The organism is Mycobacterium sp., assembly GCF_002863225.1.
Taxonomy (GTDB): domain Bacteria; phylum Actinomycetota; class Actinomycetes; order Mycobacteriales; family Mycobacteriaceae; genus Mycobacterium.
Map to the genome: position 1 here is coordinate 1 of NZ_PKEK01000079.1, position 17361 is coordinate 17361.

Annotated in this window: 14 protein-coding genes, 2 tRNA genes and 1 pseudogene; 11 read left to right on the plus strand and 6 right to left on the minus strand. The window is 65.3% G+C overall.

The features are described 5' to 3' along the window. Positions 1–330 precede the first annotated feature (330 nt). The 3 genes from CYU59_RS23685 to ilvC all read left to right on the plus strand — a co-directional run bounded on the left by CYU59_RS23685 (position 331) and on the right by ilvC (position 3811). A complete protein-coding gene (locus tag CYU59_RS23685; protein WP_293003418.1) occupies positions 331–2229 on the plus strand; it encodes an acetolactate synthase large subunit in 1899 nt (632 codons plus the stop codon). After that, a complete protein-coding gene (ilvN, locus tag CYU59_RS23690; RefSeq protein ID WP_293003420.1) occupies positions 2229–2744 on the plus strand; it encodes an acetolactate synthase small subunit in 516 nt (171 codons plus the stop codon). The genes CYU59_RS23685 and ilvN overlap by 1 nt, the downstream gene beginning before the upstream one ends. A 65-nt stretch (positions 2745–2809) precedes the next feature. Beyond that, a complete protein-coding gene (gene ilvC, locus CYU59_RS23695; RefSeq protein WP_293003672.1) occupies positions 2810–3811 on the plus strand; it encodes a ketol-acid reductoisomerase in 1002 nt (333 codons plus the stop codon). A gap of 179 nt (positions 3812–3990) precedes the next feature. On the opposite strand, the gene CYU59_RS23700 is transcribed toward ilvC, so the two are convergent. Then, complete coding sequence (locus CYU59_RS23700; protein ID WP_363115233.1) at positions 3991–4500, minus strand: DUF4262 domain-containing protein; 510 nt, start codon at positions 4498–4500, stop codon at positions 3991–3993. A 243-nt stretch (positions 4501–4743) separates the two neighbouring features. On the opposite strand from CYU59_RS23700, the gene serA reads away from it, so the two are divergent. Both serA and CYU59_RS23710 read left to right on the plus strand, forming a co-directional pair. Further along, a complete protein-coding gene (gene serA, locus CYU59_RS23705; protein ID WP_293003422.1) occupies positions 4744–6330 on the plus strand; it encodes a phosphoglycerate dehydrogenase in 1587 nt (528 codons plus the stop codon). After that, the gene (locus tag CYU59_RS23710; RefSeq protein ID WP_293003424.1) at positions 6327–7337 is read left to right on the plus strand and encodes a 3-isopropylmalate dehydrogenase; all 1011 of its coding nucleotides are present in this window, start codon (positions 6327–6329) and stop codon (positions 7335–7337) included. Before serA ends, CYU59_RS23710 begins: the two co-directional genes overlap by 4 nt. A 133-nt stretch (positions 7338–7470) precedes the next feature. Here CYU59_RS23710 and CYU59_RS23715 read toward each other — a convergent pair. Then, positions 7471–8700, minus strand: a pseudogene (locus tag CYU59_RS23715) (MFS transporter); the annotation flags it as partial. Between CYU59_RS23715 and CYU59_RS23720 the strand changes: the two are divergent. The 3 genes from CYU59_RS23720 to CYU59_RS23730 all read left to right on the plus strand — a co-directional run bounded on the left by CYU59_RS23720 (position 8630) and on the right by CYU59_RS23730 (position 9836). Continuing rightward, positions 8630–9418 (plus strand): fumarylacetoacetate hydrolase family protein, encoded by a 789-nt coding sequence (locus tag CYU59_RS23720; RefSeq protein ID WP_293003426.1) that lies wholly within the window; start codon positions 8630–8632, stop codon positions 9416–9418. The pseudogene CYU59_RS23715 and the gene CYU59_RS23720 sit on opposite strands and share 71 nt — an antisense overlap. A gap of 190 nt (positions 9419–9608) precedes the next feature. Beyond that, positions 9609–9680, plus strand: a tRNA-Gln gene (locus CYU59_RS23725). An 83-nt stretch (positions 9681–9763) separates the two neighbouring features. Next, positions 9764–9836: transfer RNA gene (locus CYU59_RS23730), tRNA-Glu, on the plus strand. A gap of 19 nt (positions 9837–9855) precedes the next feature. Here the strand turns inward: CYU59_RS23730 and CYU59_RS23735 are convergent. Both CYU59_RS23735 and CYU59_RS23740 read right to left on the minus strand, forming a co-directional pair. Beyond that, positions 9856–10356, minus strand: a complete 501-nt coding sequence (locus tag CYU59_RS23735; protein ID WP_293003428.1) for a PPOX class F420-dependent oxidoreductase — start codon at positions 10354–10356, stop codon at positions 9856–9858. A gap of 58 nt (positions 10357–10414) precedes the next feature. Next, the gene (locus CYU59_RS23740; RefSeq protein WP_293003431.1) at positions 10415–11116 is read right to left on the minus strand and encodes an IclR family transcriptional regulator; all 702 of its coding nucleotides are present in this window, start codon (positions 11114–11116) and stop codon (positions 10415–10417) included. A 51-nt stretch (positions 11117–11167) separates the two neighbouring features. Here CYU59_RS23740 and leuC point away from each other — a divergent pair, with 51 nt between their 5' ends. The 3 genes from leuC to CYU59_RS23755 all read left to right on the plus strand — a co-directional run bounded on the left by leuC (position 11168) and on the right by CYU59_RS23755 (position 14066). Continuing rightward, positions 11168–12601, plus strand: a complete 1434-nt coding sequence (gene leuC / locus CYU59_RS23745) for a 3-isopropylmalate dehydratase large subunit (protein WP_293003433.1) — start codon at positions 11168–11170, stop codon at positions 12599–12601. A 17-nt stretch (positions 12602–12618) separates the two neighbouring features. Next, positions 12619–13215 carry a 3-isopropylmalate dehydratase small subunit gene (leuD, locus tag CYU59_RS23750; RefSeq protein WP_293003436.1) on the plus strand — a complete coding sequence of 199 codons (597 nt, stop codon included), beginning with the start codon at positions 12619–12621 and terminating at the stop codon, positions 13213–13215. Positions 13216–13415: 200 nt separating this feature from the next. Then, positions 13416–14066 (plus strand): HU family DNA-binding protein, encoded by a 651-nt coding sequence (locus CYU59_RS23755; protein ID WP_293003438.1) that lies wholly within the window; start codon positions 13416–13418, stop codon positions 14064–14066. A gap of 71 nt (positions 14067–14137) precedes the next feature. Here the strand turns inward: CYU59_RS23755 and CYU59_RS23760 are convergent, their stop codons facing one another. Both CYU59_RS23760 and CYU59_RS23765 read right to left on the minus strand, forming a co-directional pair. Beyond that, complete coding sequence (locus tag CYU59_RS23760; RefSeq protein ID WP_293003441.1) at positions 14138–15070, minus strand: bifunctional NUDIX hydrolase/histidine phosphatase family protein; 933 nt, start codon at positions 15068–15070, stop codon at positions 14138–14140. A gap of 69 nt (positions 15071–15139) precedes the next feature. Then, positions 15140–17335: an RNA degradosome polyphosphate kinase gene (locus CYU59_RS23765; protein ID WP_293003443.1), complete on the minus strand. Its 2196-nt coding sequence runs from the start codon at positions 17333–17335 to the stop codon at positions 15140–15142. Between the last annotated feature and the right edge of the window lie 26 nt (positions 17336–17361).

Here is a 17361-nt window from a genome sequence, read left to right on the forward strand (position 1 = left end):
ATAGCCCCATCGTCTCGGCCTATCCGGCGCCACGATCGGGGTCGGGCAGGCGCGCCGCACGCGCGCATTCTCAGATGAGGCAACGACTACCCCTACGCGCGCATTTTCGATGAGTCAACGCGGGGATTTGACGTTTGACCAGTACGGAGGCTACCGTCGGGGGGCGATGAACACTTCTGGAGAGCTCGTAGTAATCCACATGCGCGTTGGTGCCTGACTGAACAAGTCGACCGACGCGCAACCCTCGTGCAGCTGCTGAGCTGACGGGGGTTTTTTGTTGCCCGCCCCTTTCCAGAGCAAACGCACGACGAATAAGGACAAGAGGACCCCGTGAGCGCACCCACCAGATCGCACTCCGATCCGCAGGCAGCCGCTTCCAAGCCTGCCTCACCGGAGGTGGCCCGTATCGCCACCGACGCGGCCAAGCAGGCCGCGAAACCGCCGACGGTCCGGCCGAAACATGTTGCGCCTGAGCAACTTACCGGCGCCCAGTCGGTTATCCGGTCGCTGGAAGAGCTCGACGTCGAGGTCATCTTCGGAATTCCCGGCGGCGCGGTGCTGCCGGTCTATGACCCGCTGTTCGACTCGGAGAAGTTGCGGCACGTTCTGGTTCGTCACGAGCAGGGCGCCGGCCACGCCGCCAGCGGCTACGCGCACGCCACCGGGAAAGTCGGCGTGATGATGGCGACCTCCGGCCCCGGCGCCACCAACCTGGTCACGCCGCTGGCCGATGCGCAGATGGACTCGATCCCGGTGGTCGCCGTGACCGGCCAGGTCGGGCGGGCGCTGATCGGTACGGACGCCTTCCAGGAGGCCGACATCTCCGGCATCACCATGCCGATCACCAAGCACAACTTCCTGGTTCGCAACGGCGACGAGATCCCCCGTGTGCTGGCCGAGGCGTTCCACATCGCCAAGAGTGGACGCCCGGGCGCGGTGCTTGTCGACATTCCGAAGGACGTGCTGCAGGGCCAGTGCACCTTCAGCTGGCCGCCCCGGATGGATCTGCCCGGCTACAAGCCGAACACCAAGCCGCACAACCGTCAGATCCACGAAGCCGCCAAGCTGATCGCTGCCGCGCGCAAGCCGGTGCTGTACGTGGGTGGCGGTGTCATCCGCGGCGAGGCCACCGAGGAGCTTCTCGAGCTGGCCGAGCTGACCGGCATCCCGGTGGTCACCACGCTGATGGCGCGCGGCGCGTTTCCGGACAGCCACCGCCAGCAACTGGGCATGCCCGGCATGCACGGCACCGTCTCCGCGGTGGCCGGGCTGCAGCGCAGCGACCTGCTGATCGCGCTGGGCACCCGTTTCGACGACCGGGTCACCGGTCAACTGGACTCGTTCGCGCCGGAGGCCAAGGTCATCCACGCCGACATCGACCCCGCGGAGATCGGCAAGAACCGGCACGCCGACGTGCCGATCGTCGGAGACGTCAAGGCCGTCATCACCGAGCTGATCGCGGCGCTGCGGCACAAGCGCGAGTCGGGCGCCGAAGTGGCCGACATCGCCGAGTGGTGGAGCTATCTCGACGACGTCAAGGCCACCTTTCCGTTGAGCTATGGGCCGCAGAGCGATGGCAGCCTGAGCCCGGAGTACGTCATCGAGAAGCTGGGCGAGATCGCCGGTCCCGAGGCGGTGTACGTCGCCGGCGTCGGTCAGCACCAGATGTGGGCCGCGCAGTTCGTCCGCTACGAGAAGCCCCGAACCTGGCTCAACTCGGGCGGTTTGGGCACCATGGGCTACGCGATCCCGGCGGCGATGGGTGCGAAGTTCGCCCGACCGGATGCCGAAGTGTGGGCGATCGACGGCGACGGCTGCTTCCAGATGACCAACCAGGAGTTGGCCACCTGCGCGATCGAGGGCGCACCGATCAAGGTGGCGCTGATCAACAACGGCAACCTCGGCATGGTTCGGCAGTGGCAGACGCTGTTCTACGAGGAGCGCTACTCCCAGACCGACCTGGCCACCCACTCGCGGCGGATCCCGGACTTCGTCAAGTTGGCCGAGGCGCTCGGATGCGTCGGATTGCGTTGTGAGCGTGAAGAAGACGTCGTCGACGTGATCAACCAGGCTCGGGCGATCAACGACCGCCCGGTGGTGATCGACTTCATCGTCGGCGCCGACGCGCAGGTCTGGCCGATGGTGGCCGCCGGCACCTCCAACGACGAGATCCAGGCCGCCCGCGGCATCCGCCCGCTGTTCGACGACGGCGTCGAGGGGCATGCCTGATGACCACTGGATCGACGACGACGCACACCCTTTCGGTGTTGGTCGAAGACAAGCCCGGTGTGCTGGCCCGTGTCGCGGCGTTGTTCTCCCGGCGCGGGTTCAACATCGAGTCGCTGGCCGTGGGTGCCACCGAACAGAAGGACATGTCGCGGATGACGATCGTGGTCTCCGCCGAGAGCACCCCGCTCGAGCAGATCACCAAGCAGCTCAACAAGTTGATCAACGTCATCAAGATCATCGAGCAGGACGACAACAGCTCGGTGTCCCGAGAGCTGGCGCTGATCAAGGTCCGAGCCGACGCCGGTAGTCGCAGTCAGGTGATCGAGGCGGTGAACCTGTTCCGCGGCAAGGTGATCGACGTGTCACCGGAATCGCTGACCATCGAGGCCACCGGTGACCGCGGCAAACTGGAAGCACTGTTGAAGGTGCTCGAACCGTTCGGTATCCGCGAGATCGTGCAGTCGGGAGTGGTGTCGCTGTCCCGGGGACCGCGTGCCATCGGTACCGCCAAATAGCCAATTCATTTCAGTAATCAGATCGAAAAGCCAAGATAGAAGGAGACATTCAGGTGGCTTTGGAGATGTTCTACGACGACGACGCGGACCTGTCGATCATTCAGGGCCGCAAGGTCGGTGTGATCGGGTACGGCAGCCAGGGGCACGCTCACTCACTGAGCCTGCGCGACTCCGGCGTCGACGTCCGGGTCGGCCTGAAGGAGGGCTCGAAGTCGCGGGCGAAGGTCGAGGAGCAGGGCTTGACCGTCGACACGCCCGCCGAGGTGGCCAAGTGGGCCGATGTGATCATGCTGCTGGTGCCCGACACCGCGCAGGCCGACATCTTCAAGAACGACATCGAGCCCAACCTCGAAGACGGTGACGCGTTGTTCTTCGGCCACGGACTCAACATTCACTTCGACCTGATCAAGCCGCCCGGCAACGTCACCATCGCGATGGTGGCGCCGAAGGGACCGGGCCACCTGGTGCGGCGTCAGTTCGTCGACGGCAAGGGCGTGCCCGCGCTGATCGCCGTCGACCAGGACCCGAACGGCAACGGCGAGGCGCTGGCGCTGTCCTACGCCAAGGCGATCGGCGGCACCCGCGCCGGCGTCATCAAGACCACCTTCAAAGACGAGACCGAGACCGACCTGTTCGGCGAGCAGGCCGTGTTGTGCGGTGGCACAGAGGAATTGGTGAAGACCAGTTTCGACGTGATGGTCGAGGCGGGCTATCCACCGGAGATGGCCTACTTCGAGGTGCTGCACGAGCTCAAGCTGATCGTCGACCTGATGTACGAGGGCGGCATCGCCCGGATGAACTACTCGGTGTCGGACACCGCGGAATTCGGCGGTTACCTGTCGGGCCCGCGGGTGATCGACGCCGACACCAAGGATCGGATGCGCGCCATCCTGCGCGACATTCAGGACGGCACCTTCACCAAGAGGTTGGTCGCCAACGTCGACGGCGGCAACAAGGAGCTCGAGGGTCTGCGCAAGGAGAACGCCGAGCACCCGATCGAGGTCACCGGCAAGAAGCTGCGCGACCTGATGAGCTGGGTCGACCGGCCGATCACCGAGACCGCGTAAATCTCTGGCGCTTTCGACGCCGAGCGGCCCGGCCAGCCGGGCGCTCGGCGTCACGCGCCCGCCTGGCCGGGCGGGCGCTCTTGCGCATCTTGCGCACTTGCACATCTTGCGCACTTGCGCATCGAAATCGACGCTAGCGTGGCAGTTTTCGGCGTGTCGTCGCGCTAGTGTCGATCTCGCTATTCGGGTGGGTCTACTCGAGCGCCGAACACCGGCTGTCGCACGCCGCCGTTGCTGAATTCCGGACACCAGGGCCGGTGCCCATTGTCGTCGGCCCAGACTAACTGCAGGGCCTGCACGTCGGGGCCGTACAGCGCGATGGCCATGCGCAGGTGAGCATCGGGATGTTCTACCTGAACCACGCAGACTTCCACCTCAACACCAATGAAGATGAAGTCGCCCGGCACCGGTCTTCCGCCGTTCACCAGGTAATCGGCGACGCTGTTCAGGGTCAGCGTCGCCCGCTCTGGGGGCATCCCCGTCACCATCAGTTCGGGTAGCCCTCGAGAGTGCAATCCGATCGTGTACGCGAACGGTCTGCGTTCGCTTTCCACGAATTGCACTGCCCAACCGTGCTCGCTCACCGTCTGGCGAAGGACATCCAGCCATTCCTGCATGGTGGCCTCTGGGTGATCGCATTTCCAGCACATCGGTCTTCTCCTGTCGTCGTACTTGACGACAGGATTCACCCGGACACCGACATGGCGCCGAACGTGCACTCAGGACGAAATTTTGGCGATTTTCTCGCGCTGAATGCACGCTCGGCGCTGCTAGCGGGTCCGATCGGCGACCGTTTACAAACGCGACCAGGCCTGACGGCGGTGACCCGCTGCGCCCGGCTTCGCCGCGCTTGCGATCACCGCGGGCCTGACGGCGGTGACCCGCTGCGCCCGGCTTCGCCGCGCTTGCGATCACCGCATAGGCTTGCCCGCGTGAGCCTGCCTGTTGTTCTCATCGCTGACAAACTTGCCGAATCAACCGTCGCCGCGCTCGGCGACCAGGTCGAGGTCCGCTGGGTGGATGGCCCGGACCGGCCGAAGCTGCTCGCGGCGGTACCCGAAGCCGACGCGCTGCTGGTCCGCTCCGCGACCACCGTCGACGCGGAGGTGCTCGACGCGGCGCCGAAGCTCAAGATCGTCGCCCGCGCCGGCGTCGGCTTGGACAACGTCGACGTGAAGACCGCCACCGAACGCGGGGTGCTGGTCGTCAACGCGCCGACCTCGAACATCCACAGCGCCGCCGAGCACGCGCTGGCGCTGCTGCTGTCGGCCGCCCGACAGATCCCGGCAGCCGACGCCACGCTGCGTGAGCACGCCTGGAAGCGCTCGTCGTTCTCGGGCACCGAGATCTTCGGCAAGACCGTCGGTGTCGTCGGTCTGGGCCGGATCGGGCAGCTCGTCGCGCAGCGCCTGGCCGCGTTCGAGGCCCACATCGTGGCCTACGACCCCTACGTGTCGGCGGCGCGCGCGGCGCAGCTCGGCATCGAGTTGCTGACGCTGGAGGAGCTGCTCGGCCGGGCCGACTTCATCTCGGTCCACTTGCCGAAAACCCCTGAGACGGCAGGCCTGATCGACAAAGAGGCGCTGGCGAAAACCAAGCCCGGTGTGATCATCGTCAACGCCGCCCGCGGTGGACTGATCGACGAGGCCGCGCTGGCCGATGCCATCACCAGCGGTCACGTGCGCGCCGCCGGTCTGGATGTGTACTCCAAAGAACCGTGCACCGACAGCCCACTGTTCGAGCTGTCCCAGGTCGTGGTGACGCCGCACCTCGGCGCGTCGACCGAGGAAGCCCAGGACCGGGCCGGCACCGACGTGGCCGCCAGCGTGAAGCTGGCGCTGGCCGGAGAATTCGTCCCCGACGCGGTCAACGTCGGCGGTGGAACCGTCAGCGAAGAGGTATCGCCGTGGCTGGATCTGGTGCGCAAGCTCGGTGTGCTGGCCGGCGCACTCAGCGAGGAGCTACCCAACTCGCTGTCGGTGCAGGTACGCGGCGAGCTGGCCGGCGAAGACGTTGAGGTGCTTCGACTTTCGGCGTTGCGCGGGCTGTTCTCGGCAGTCATCGAAGACCAGGTGACGTTCGTCAACGCACCGGCGATCGCCGAGGAGCGCGGCGTAGCCGCCGACATCAGCACCGCCACTGAGAGCCCCAACCACCGCAGCGTCGTCGACGTGCGGGCGGTGGCTGCGGACGGATCGGTGGTCAATGTGGCCGGTGCGCTGTCCGGTCCGCAACAGGTCGAGAAGATCGTCCAGATCAACGGCCGCAACTTCGACCTGCGCGCCCAGGGCATTTATCTCGTCATCAATTACGCCGATCAGCCTGGGGCACTGGGCAAGATCGGCACACTGCTGGGCACCGCCGGGGTCAACATCCAGGCCGCCCAGCTGTCCGAGGATGCCGAAGGCCCGGCCGCGACGATCCTGCTGCGCGTCGATCGCGAGGTTCCGGCCGATGTGCGCACCGAGATCCGGTCCGCGGTCTCGGCCAACAAGCTCGAAGTGGTTGACCTGTCGTGAAACTCGCCGTCATTCCGGGTGACGGGATCGGGCCGGAGGTGATCGCCGAGGCGGTCAAGGTTCTGGACACGGTGCTGCCCGGTGTGGATAAGACGCACTACGACCTGGGCGCCAAGCGATTTCATGCGACCGGCGAACTGCTGCCTGATGCGACGGTCGCCGAGCTACGTGAGCACGACGCGATCTTGCTGGGTGCGATCGGCGACCCGTCGGTGCCCAGCGGCGTCCTGGAGCGGGGCCTGTTGCTGCGGCTGCGATTCGAGCTCGACCATCACGTCAACCTGCGGCCGGGCCGGCTCTACCCGGGCGTGAGCAGCCCGCTGGCCGGCAACCCGGAGATCGACTTCGTGGTGATCCGTGAGGGCACCGAGGGCCCCTACACCGGGACCGGCGGCGCGATCCGCGTCGGAACCCCGCACGAGGTGGCCACCGAGGTCAGCACCAACACCGCATTCGGTATTCGCCGCGTCGTCGAAGACGCGTTCGCGCGCGCCCAACAGCGTCGCAAGCATTTGACGCTGGTGCACAAGACGAACGTGCTGACCTTCGCCGGGTCGTTGTGGTCGCGGACCGTGGCCGAGGTCGGCGAGAAGTATCCCGCGGTCGAGGTGGCGTACCAGCATGTCGATGCCGCGACCATCCACCTCGTCACCGACCCCGGTCGTTTCGACGTGATCGTCACCGACAATCTGTTCGGCGACATCATCACCGACCTGGCCGCGGCCGTCTGCGGCGGAATCGGGTTGGCGGCCAGTGGAAACATCGACGCGACGCGCACCAACCCGTCGATGTTCGAGCCCGTGCACGGCAGTGCGCCCGACATCGCCGGCGAAGGGATCGCCGATCCGACCGCGGCGGTTATGTCGGTGGCGCTACTGCTTTCCCACGTCGGCGAAGACGCTGCCGCCGCGCGAGTGGACCGGGCCGTGGCTTCCCATCTGGCCAGTCGCCCGAGCGGAAAGCTATCCACCGCCGAAGTCGGCGAAAGGATAGTGTCCGCGCTCTAGTCTCCAGGCCCGGCGGCAGCGTCCTGGCCGGCACGATGGGTACCGCGAGCAGTGGGAAGAGCGCGCAGACAACGAATCCCGGCGGATAGCCATGGGTGGCGATCAACGCACCGAATACCGGTGGTGCGCCGGCGGCCATCAATCGCTGATAGGTGTTCTGCAGCCCGAGTGCGCGTCCACTCCAGAACGGCCCGGCGTACTCGGTGATCGCCGTTGACTCCAACCCGTTGTCGAGCACGGCGACCACGGAGGCGGCCACCATCAACGGCACCGCGATCGACGACCGCAGGTTGTCGGCGAACGCCAGGCCGAACAGCACCAGCGTCCCCGCTACCGACATGATCCGGACCGGAACCAACCGCGACCCCACCCGGTCGGACCATCGACCGACCGCGACGCGCCCCACCGCGCCGAGTAGTTGTGACAGCGTGACGAGGCTCCCCGCCAACGCAATTGAGCATTTGTAGTTGGCGATCAGCCAGACCAGCATGAAGGTCACCGTCACCGTCTGCGGGACCATCAGCAGCGCCGAAACGGCGTGGATCCGTCGCAGTACCCGGGACCGTCGATACGGGTTGGCCCGTTCTTCCGGGGTGGCCTCGTCCCACTCCTTGCGTGGTGGGTCGGTGATGGCCACCACGCTGAGCAAAGCCGCCCCCGCGCACAGGATCGCGGGAAAGATCAGGGCCGACGTCGCGATCCTGGATTGTATTGCGAATTCGGGAATAACCAACGCGCCCAACGCAATTCCGAGCGGCTGCGCGGCCTGCCGGACGCCCATCGCGAGGCCGCGTTGTTCTGGCGGGAACCAGCCGGAGACGAGCCGGCCGCCGGCCGAATTGCAACTCGCCGCCGCCATGCCGCCGATGAACAGCCACGCCGCGAATGCGAGCATCGAGTGCATATTGGCCGCGGCATAGGCCGCGCCCGCAGTCAGCGCCGAACCGATTGTCAGCACGATCCGTTCGCCCACCCGGTCGAGCACGTAACCCCACAGGATCAATGTCGCCACCATGCCGAAGCTCGGCATCGACGACAACAATCCGGCTTCGGCCAGCGGTGTGCCCAGATCTTCCTTGAGCGCGGGAATCATGAACGCGACACCGTTGATGAAGACGAACGCGCTCGCGGTCACCAAGAGCGAGACGATGACGATCGCCCAGCGCCGGCCTGCGCTGAGCACGACCGCGTCCGAAGTCATGATCAATGCTTGCACAGCGCGATGAAAGCCGCGGTCGAAGCGACGACCCCGGCTGCGTCGACGACGTCGGCCGATCGCTAGGCTCGAGCGAATGCGCCTTGGCCGAATTGCCAGTCCCGATGGTGTCGCGTTCGTCTCCATCGAGGGCGAGCCCGACGACATGACCGTTCGCGAGATCGCCGAGCACCCGTTCGGCACTCCCACCTTCACCGGCCGCTCCTGGCCGCTGGCCGACGTGCGGCTGCTGGCCCCGATCTTGGCCAGCAAGGTGGTCTGCATCGGGAAGAACTACGCCGACCACATCGCCGAGATGGGTGGCCAGACCGGGCCCGTGCCGGCCGATCCGGTGATCTTCCTCAAGCCCAACACCGCGATCATCGGACCGAATGTGCCGATTCGGTTGCCGGCCAACGCATCGCCGGTGCATTTCGAAGGCGAGTTGGCGGCCGTCATCAGCCGTCCCTGCAAGGACGTCACGGCCGATCGGGCGGCCGAGAGCATTCTCGGCTACACGATTGCCAACGACGTGTCCGCGCGCGACCAACAGAAATCCGACGGCCAGTGGACCAGGGCCAAGGGCCACGACACGTTCTGCCCGGTCGGACCCTGGATCGAGACCGAGGTCGACCCCGCCGATCTGTCGCTGCGTACCGAGGTAAACGGCGAGGTCAAGCAGGACAGCCGAACGTCGCTGATGATCCACGACGTCGGGGCGATCGTGGAATGGATATCCGGCGTGATGACCCTGCTGCCGGGAGATCTGATCCTGACCGGCACACCCGCCGGCGTCGGACCGATCGTGGACGGCGACCTCGTCAACATCAGCATCTCCGGCATCGGGACGTTGTCGAACCCGGTTGTGCAGAAGCAGGATTCGTAGCGCCCGCGGCCGGCTGGACGCGGCGGCCGGGGTCGGTCGCGATCGGCCGCCGGCGGGGGGTCGGGCGCTGGTGAGAGGCGAGTCGTTTGTTTGGTAGTCTGCTCGTCGGCCCACAACGGCTGGCAGCATTGCCCGTACGACCGCTGAGCGTTCACAGGCAGGGCTCTGACCAGCAGTTATAGGCAGCCGATGGGGTATGGTGTAATTGGCAACACAGCGGTTTCTGGTACCGCCATTCTAGGTTCGAGTCCTGGTACCCCAGCTGAATTTTCCAAGTTCGTTCCACCCCACAGCGATTAGGTGGGCGTGCTGCAGTCAGCTATGCTGGCTGCTCGGATCGGTTCCGGCCCCGTCGTCTAGCGGCCTAGGACGCCGCCCTCTCACGGCGGTAGCGTGGGTTCGAATCCCATCGGGGCTACTCATCCAAGCCAGCTGCACTAGCTGGCTGCAGGAGCGGTCGAACCGCCCACCGGCATCGCCGGTATTCCGAGCTTGCGGTGATCCCACGAACGCGTGCGCTGGGCGGCGATGCGCACGGCGACGCGCTTGTTCATCATCATGTCGACGGCGGGCTTCATTTCTTCCGTGTACGGCCCGGTGTAACGCTCCCAGACGCTGACCCCGACCCGGAAGATCGTGTCCGGGTCGTCGACGATCTCGGCGAGGCCTTCGAAGGAGACACCGCGCAGGGTGTCATAGGTGTCGCCGTCTTCGATCATGAAGCTCACGCGGGGATCGCGTTTGAGGTTGACCGCCTTCTGCGACTTGGCTTTGGTCTCGAGCCAGATCTCACCGTCGACCACGCCGTACCACATCGCGGTCAAGTGCGGCTGTCCGTCAACGCCGATGGTGGCCAGCGTGCCGGTTCGGCTGCTGGTGACGAAGTCGGTGATTTCGCCCTCGGACATGACGATCTGCGTGCGCTGGTTGGTTCCCATGGCGACAGTGTCTCAGGTCACGAATGCCGGCGATGCGCCACCGGCGATGCGACACGCTTCACAGTCGCTTGGTCAATGCGTCGGCGGCCGCCAGCAGGTCGGCGGCCCAGCGTGCGCCCGGTCGGCGGCCCATGCGATCGATCGGGCCCGACACTGAGATGGCCGCCACCACCGACCCCTGGGAATCACGTACCGGCGCAGACACACTCGCCACGCCCGGTTCGCGCTCGGCGGCACTCTGGGCCCATCCGCGTCGTCGTACTTCGGCCAGGGTGCGATCGCTGAACTTGGCGTCGGGCAGCACCGCTGCCCGGGTGGAGTCGTCGCCGAAGGCCAGCAACACCTTGGCGCCGGACCCGGCAGTCATCGGCAACCGGGCGCCGACCAGGACGGTATCGCGCAGCCCTGCAGGAGGTTCCACGGCGGCGATGCATATCCGCGACGTGCCTTCGCGCCGGTACAGCTGCACGCTCTCGCCGGTGATCTCCCGTAATCGTGGCAGCACGGTCGCGCTGGCGGTCAGCAGTGGGTCACTGACCTGAGCTGCCAATTCGCTGAGCGCCGGGCCCAACCGCCACCGCCCCTCGCCGTCGCGCGCGAGTAGACGGTGCACTTCCAGGCCCGCGGCCAGCCGGTGGGCTGTGGCTCTGGGCAGGCCGGTGCGTTCGCACAATTCAGCCAGCCCGCAGGGTGATTCCGCGATCGTCCGCAATACCCCCACGGCTTTGTCGAGAACGCCGATGCCGCTATCCTGTCTCACAGAGAGATACTAACGTCTCGCATAGTGAGATCGACGAATTGGGATGACCTGGTGACGAAAAATTCAGCCCACGACACTGCGCGGCCGCGAACTCTTGCGGAAAAGGTGTGGCACGACCATCTGGTGGCCTCGGGTGGTGACAACGAACCAGATCTGATCTACATCGATCTGCACCTGGTGCACGAGGTGACCAGCCCCCAGGCGTTCGACGGTCTTCGTCTGGCGGACCGGCCCGTGCGCCGGCCCGATCTCACGCTGGCCACCGAAGACCACAATGTGCCGACGATCGACATCGACAAGCCGATCGCCGACCCGGTGTCCCGTACTCAGGTGGAGACGCTGCGGCGCAATTGCGACGAATTCGGGATCCGGCTCTACCCGATGGGCGACATCGAACAGGGCATCGTGCATGTCGTTGGTCCGCAACTCGGTCTGACCCAGCCCGGAATGACGGTGGTGTGCGGCGACAGCCACACCTCGACGCACGGCGCATTCGGCGCAATAGCCATGGGAATCGGGACTTCTGAGGTTGAGCATGTGCTGGCGACTCAGACACTCCCGCTGCGGCCGTTCAAGACCATGGCAGTCAATGTCGACGGCGAACTGCCTGCGGGTGTGACGGCCAAGGACATCATTCTGACGGTGATCGCCAAGATCGGCACCGGCGGCGGTCAGGGCCACATCATCGAATACCGGGGCAGCGCCATCGAATCCCTGTCGATGGAGGCCCGGATGACGATCTGCAACATGAGCATCGAAGCCGGTGCGCGGGCGGGCATGGTGGCACCGGATGCCACCACTTACGAGTTTCTGCGCGGCCGTCCGCATGCGCCGACCGGCGCCCAGTGGGATGCGGCCCAGGCCTATTGGGACCAGCTGGCCACCGACGACGGTGCCGAATTCGACACCGAGGTCTACATCGACGCCGCGTCGTTGACGCCGTTCGTGACGTGGGGGACCAACCCCGGGCAGGGCGTCCCACTGGGCGCTGCGGTCCCCGACCCCGAGCTGATGACCGACGACAACGAGCGCCAGTCTGCCGAGAAAGCGCTGGCGTACATGGACCTTCGGCCTGGACTTCCGATGCGCGAGATCGCCGTCGACACGGTGTTCGTCGGCTCGTGCACCAACGGCCGCATAGAGGATTTGCGCGCGGTCGCCGACATCCTGCGGGACCGAAAGGTGGCCGACGGCGTGCGGATGCTGATCGTGCCCGGATCGATGCGGGTTCGCGAGGCGGCCGAAAGCGAAGGCCTGGGGGAGATCTTCACAGCCGCGGGGGCTGAGTGGAGGCAGGCCGGCTGCTCGATGTGTCTGGGCATGAACCCTGACCAGCTCGCGCCGGGGGAGCGCTGCGCCGCAACGTCAAACCGCAACTTCGAAGGCCGGCAGGGCAAAGGGAGCCGCACGCATCTGGTGTCACCGGCCGTCGCCGCAGCCACCGCGGTCCGCGGAAAGCTCTCCGCGCCCGACGACTTGAACTGACGAGAGGGAGACATTCGATGGACGCTTTTCAGACCCATTCCGGAATCGGTGTGCCGCTGCGACGCTCCAATGTCGACACCGACCAGATCATTCCCGCGGTCTATTTGAAACGAGTCACCCGAACAGGTTTCGACGACGGCTTGTTCGCGGCATGGCGCAACGATCCGTCTTTCATCCTCAATCTCAGCCCATTCGACAAGGGTTCAGTACTGGTCGCCGGACCGGATTTCGGCACGGGATCCTCTCGCGAGCATGCCGTCTGGGCGCTTATGGACTACGGCTTCCGAGTGGTGATCTCGTCGCGCTTCGGCGACATTTTTCGCGGCAATGCGGGTAAGTCGGGTCTGTTAGCGGCCGAAGTTGCTCAAGATGATGTCGAACTTCTTTGGAAGCTCATCGAGAGCAACCCGGGGCTGGAAATCACTGTGAACCTTCAAGATCGGAATGTGTCGGCGGGAACGGTGGTGGTGCCGTTCAACATTGACGATTACACCGCATGGCGATTGCTCGAAGGTCTCGACGACATAGCCCTTACGCTGCGCAAACGCGATCAGATCGAAGACTTCGAGGCGGCTCGCCCGGACTGGAAGCCAAAGACTTTGCCGACCGGCTGACAGTCCGAGGGGCGCCGAAATTGCAGCGCCCCAGGGTCGTATTCGGCCGCTGCGCCACCTCCCAAGGGCGGCAAGCGGATTCCTAAAAAGTTCGCCAGGAACCATTGAAATTGCGCGTGGCTCTTGGAAATCAGGCACCTGAGGGTTTACCGTGTCCTCTAGTCGGTCCAAACGAGGGCCACTAGCTTCGGAGGACTTGAATGAACAAAGCAGAGCTCATCGATGTACTCACAGACAAATTGGGCTCAGACCGTCGGCACGCAACCGCGGCCGTCGAGAATGTCGTCGACACGATTGTGCGCGCCGTGCACAAGGGCGACAGTGTCACCATTACCGGGTTCGGCGTTTTCGAGCAGCGGCGCCGCGCGGCCCGTGTAGCCCGCAACCCCCGCACCGGCGAGACGGTGAAGGTGAAGCCGACGTCCGTGCCGGCCTTCCGGCCCGGCGCGCAATTCAAGGCGGTTGTTTCTGGCTCGCAACGTCTCCCGGCGGAAGGACCAGCAGTGAAGCGTGGAGTTGTCGCAAGTGGTGGCGCTGCCAAGAAGGCGGCCAAGAAAGCGCCCGCCAAGAAGACGGCTGCCAAGAAGGTAGCGAAGAAGGCTCCGGCCAAGAAGGCAGCCGCGACCAAGCGGACCACCACCGCTGCCAAGAAGGCTCCGGCCAAGAAGGCCGCGACCAAGCGGACCACCACCGCTGCCAAGAAGGCTCCGGCCAAGAAGGCCGCGACCAAGCGGACCACCACCGCTGCCAAGAAGGCTCCGGCCAAGAAGGCTGCAACCAAGCGGACCACCACCGCTGCCAAGAAGGCTCCGGCCAAAAAGGCGACCACCGCTCGTCGCGGACGTCGCTAAGCGCTGAACGCACCAAACCCAGATTCGCCGCGGATGCGGCTCTTCGGAGTCGCCCGCGGCGAATCTGCGTGTCAGGCCTCGACGTTGGACGCCAGCGGGCTACCGATGTGATCGGCCGCCACCAGACGGCCGTCCACCAGCGACAGCACCCAGGTGCTGCCTTTGCGGTTGCGTGACTTGTCCGGGCGCACTCCGTCGCGGTCGCACCACCACGCGATCAGGTCGGGAATCACCTTGCCCTGAGTGCAGATAACCGGAATGCGATGAGTTTCGGCGATCTGCAGCACGCGGCGCCGAGCGCGCTTCGGGTTGTCGGCGTATGCCTCTTCGGTCAGGCTGAGCTCGTTGCCGATGCTCACACCCAGCTCCTCGGCCAGTGGCTCCACGGTCTGGTGGCATCGCAGGCGGTCGGCGGAAAAGACATCGGTGGGGCAGAACGTCGCCAGCTGGGCGACGAGCGCCTCAGCCTGCGCTCGGCCCTTCTTGTCCAACGGCCGAATCTTGTCGTCGCCGGAGAACCGGGACTTGCTGCCCGCGGTGCCGTGTCGCACGATCAGAACGGATTGGGTGGCCGGAGGCTGTTTGGCCCACCGCCGCAGGATTTTTCGGTCGTACGGGTAGGACACCTTCTTTATCGCGGCGCTGGGCGACAGCCAGATGAGTTCGTCGACTTCGTTGTTGGGGGCGAAACTACCCCCGACGCTGCGGGCCGACCAGTACTGGACTTTCTTCGTGCGCTGTTCGATCGGATAGCTCACCGTGGCGATCCGGCGTCCGAGTTGGACGTGATGGCCGGTCTCTTCCAGAACTTCGCGCACAGCGGTCACGGGCTCTGTCTCACCGGGGTCAACTTTGCCTTTGGGCAGGGACCAGTCGTCGTAGCGCGGCCGGTGAATCACCGCGACCTCGGCGACGGATTCGTTCTGACCCGGCCGCCACAGCACGCCACCGGCGGCAAGAACGGTCTTGCCCGTCGAGCGCCCCGACGAGGATTGAGTCGACACCTGCACCCCTGCAAATCAATTGGGGCCCGTTGGGGCCCAGCGGCCAGAAGTCTGCGGTTACCTCGTCGGTTAGGGGCTGCGGTGTTCTTCCATCAACGACACCTGATGGTCGCGAACCGACTGGCCGGCGTGCGGTAGCGCTTTCCACTGACCCTCCGGCTTCAACTCCCAGCAGCGTGTTGCCGGGTCCAGTGCGGACTCGAGGATGTCGTTCAGTCGAGCGGTCAACCGCGGGTCCTTGACCTGAACCAATACTTCGACACGGCGATCGAGATTGCGGTGCATCATGTCGGCACTACCGATCCAGAATTCGTTGATCGCACGGAAATTGAAGATTCGCGAGTGCTCCAGATATTGTCCGAGGATCGAGCGCACGGTGATGTTTTCGGAAAAACCCTCGACACCCGGGCGCAGCGCACAGATACCGCGCACCACGACTTCGACCCGCACACCGGCCTGCGACGCACGATAAAGCGCATCGATGACCTGCTCGTCGACCAGCGAGTTCATCTTCAGACGGATGTCGCCGTTGCCGGTTTCCTTGTGCGCCGCGATCTCCCGGTTGACACGTTCGATGATGCCCTTACGGATGCCGTGTGGCGCGACCAACAGATTGCGATACGACACCTTGCGCGAATAGCCCGTCAATGTGTTGAACAGGTCGGTCAGGTCGGCGCCGATGTCGGGATCGGCCGTCAGCAGGCCGACGTCCTCATACAGCCGGGCGGTCTTGCTGTTGTAGTTGCCGGTTCCGATGTGGCAGTAGCGCCGAATGGTCGAGCCCTCGCGCCGGACCACCAGACATGTCTTGCAGTGAGTCTTCAGGCCGACCAGGCCGTAGGCCACGTGAACACCCGCCTGCTCCAGCGCCCGGGCCCACTTGATGTTGGCTTGCTCGTCGAACCGTGCCTTAATTTCAACCAGTGCCACGACCTGCTTGCCGGCGGCTGCTGCCTCGATGAGGGCCCGCACGATTGGTGAGTCACCGGACGTGCGGTACAGAGTCTGCTTGATCGCGAGCACGTTCGGGTCGGCAGCGGCCAGTTCGATGAACCGCTGCGTGCTCGTCGAGAACGAGTCGTAGGGGTGGTGCACCAACACATCACCCTCGCGCAGAGTCGCGAAGATGCTCTTCGGTGTCTCGCGGTCGGCGAACGCGGGGCTTGTCGCGGGAACGAAAGCGGGATCCTTCAGCGCCGGCCGGTCGACTCCGTAGATCTGCCACAGTGACGAAAGATCAAGCAGTCCAGGCACTTGGATCACGTCGCCGGGGTGCACGTCGAGCTCGCGGAGTAGCAGCTCGAGCATGTGCTCGGTCATGTCGTCGGCGACCTCGAGGCGCACCGGGGATCCGAACCGGCGCCGGGCCAGTTCGCGTTCGAGTGCCTGCAGCAGATCCTCGTCGCGGTCCTCGTCGACCTCGAAATCCGCGTTGCGGGTGATCCGGAAGGCATGGTGCTCAACGATTTCCATGCCGGGGAACAACGCGGTCAAGAAGGCCGCGATCAATTCCTCCATCGGCAGGAAGCGGACTTCTTTCTTGCCCTGCGACTGCTCGGTGCCCAGTCGATTGTCGAGTTCGACGAAGCGGTCGACGTTGTCGGGAACCTTGACGCGGGCGAAGTGCTGACCGTTGTCATCCGGCTGCTTGACCGTGACCGCCAGGTTCAGGCTCAGGCCGCTGACGAACGGGAAGGGGTGCGCAGGATCCACCGCCAACGGAGTCAGCACCGGGAACACTTGCTCGGTGAAATAGCTCGAGAGCCGGTCACGCTCGGCCTGATCGAGGTCGGCCCACGTGACGATGTGGATGCCTTCGCTCGCCAGCCCGGGCTCTACCGAGTTGAGGAACACCTCCGCGTGCCGCGTCGCGATCTTCTGGGTCTGCTCGCCGATCTGGCGAAGCTGTTCTCGAGGGGTCAGTCCGTCCGCGGAGCGCACCGACAGGCCCATCTCGTCACGTCGTTTGAGGCCGGCGACGCGGACCATGTAGAACTCGTCGAGATTGGAAGCGAAGATCGCCAAGAACTTTGCCCGCTCCAGCAGCGGCAGCGAAGTGTCTTCGGCGAGCGCGAGAACGCGCGAGTTGAAGTCCAGCCAGCTCAACTCGCGGTTGAGGTAGCGGTCTTCGGGGAGAGGATTCTCGACTGCTGCCGCGGTGGTGGCAGGCGGGGCTCCCGGGGTCGAGTCGTGGGCCGGCCACGCGGGCGTGTCGCCGGCGACGGTGGCGTCCGGGGCTTCGATGTCAGTCACCCTTGCGATCATTCCCCATCGGTGGGGGATGCTGCTAC

Coding starts and splice junctions, on each gene's coding strand:
- ilvN (WP_293003420.1), top strand. CDS start 2,229: ATGACCACTGGATCGACGACGACGCACACCCTTTCGGTGTTGGTCGAA.
- ilvC (WP_293003672.1), top strand. CDS start 2,810: ATGTTCTACGACGACGACGCGGACCTGTCGATCATTCAGGGCCGCAAG.
- CYU59_RS23720 (WP_293003426.1), top strand. CDS start 8,630: ATGCGCCTTGGCCGAATTGCCAGTCCCGATGGTGTCGCGTTCGTCTCC.
- CYU59_RS23735 (WP_293003428.1), bottom strand. CDS start 10,356: ATGGGAACCAACCAGCGCACGCAGATCGTCATGTCCGAGGGCGAAATC.
- leuD (WP_293003436.1), top strand. CDS start 12,619: ATGGACGCTTTTCAGACCCATTCCGGAATCGGTGTGCCGCTGCGACGC.
- CYU59_RS23755 (WP_293003438.1), top strand. CDS start 13,416: ATGAACAAAGCAGAGCTCATCGATGTACTCACAGACAAATTGGGCTCA.
- CYU59_RS23765 (WP_293003443.1), bottom strand. CDS start 17,335: ATGATCGCAAGGGTGACTGACATCGAAGCCCCGGACGCCACCGTCGCC.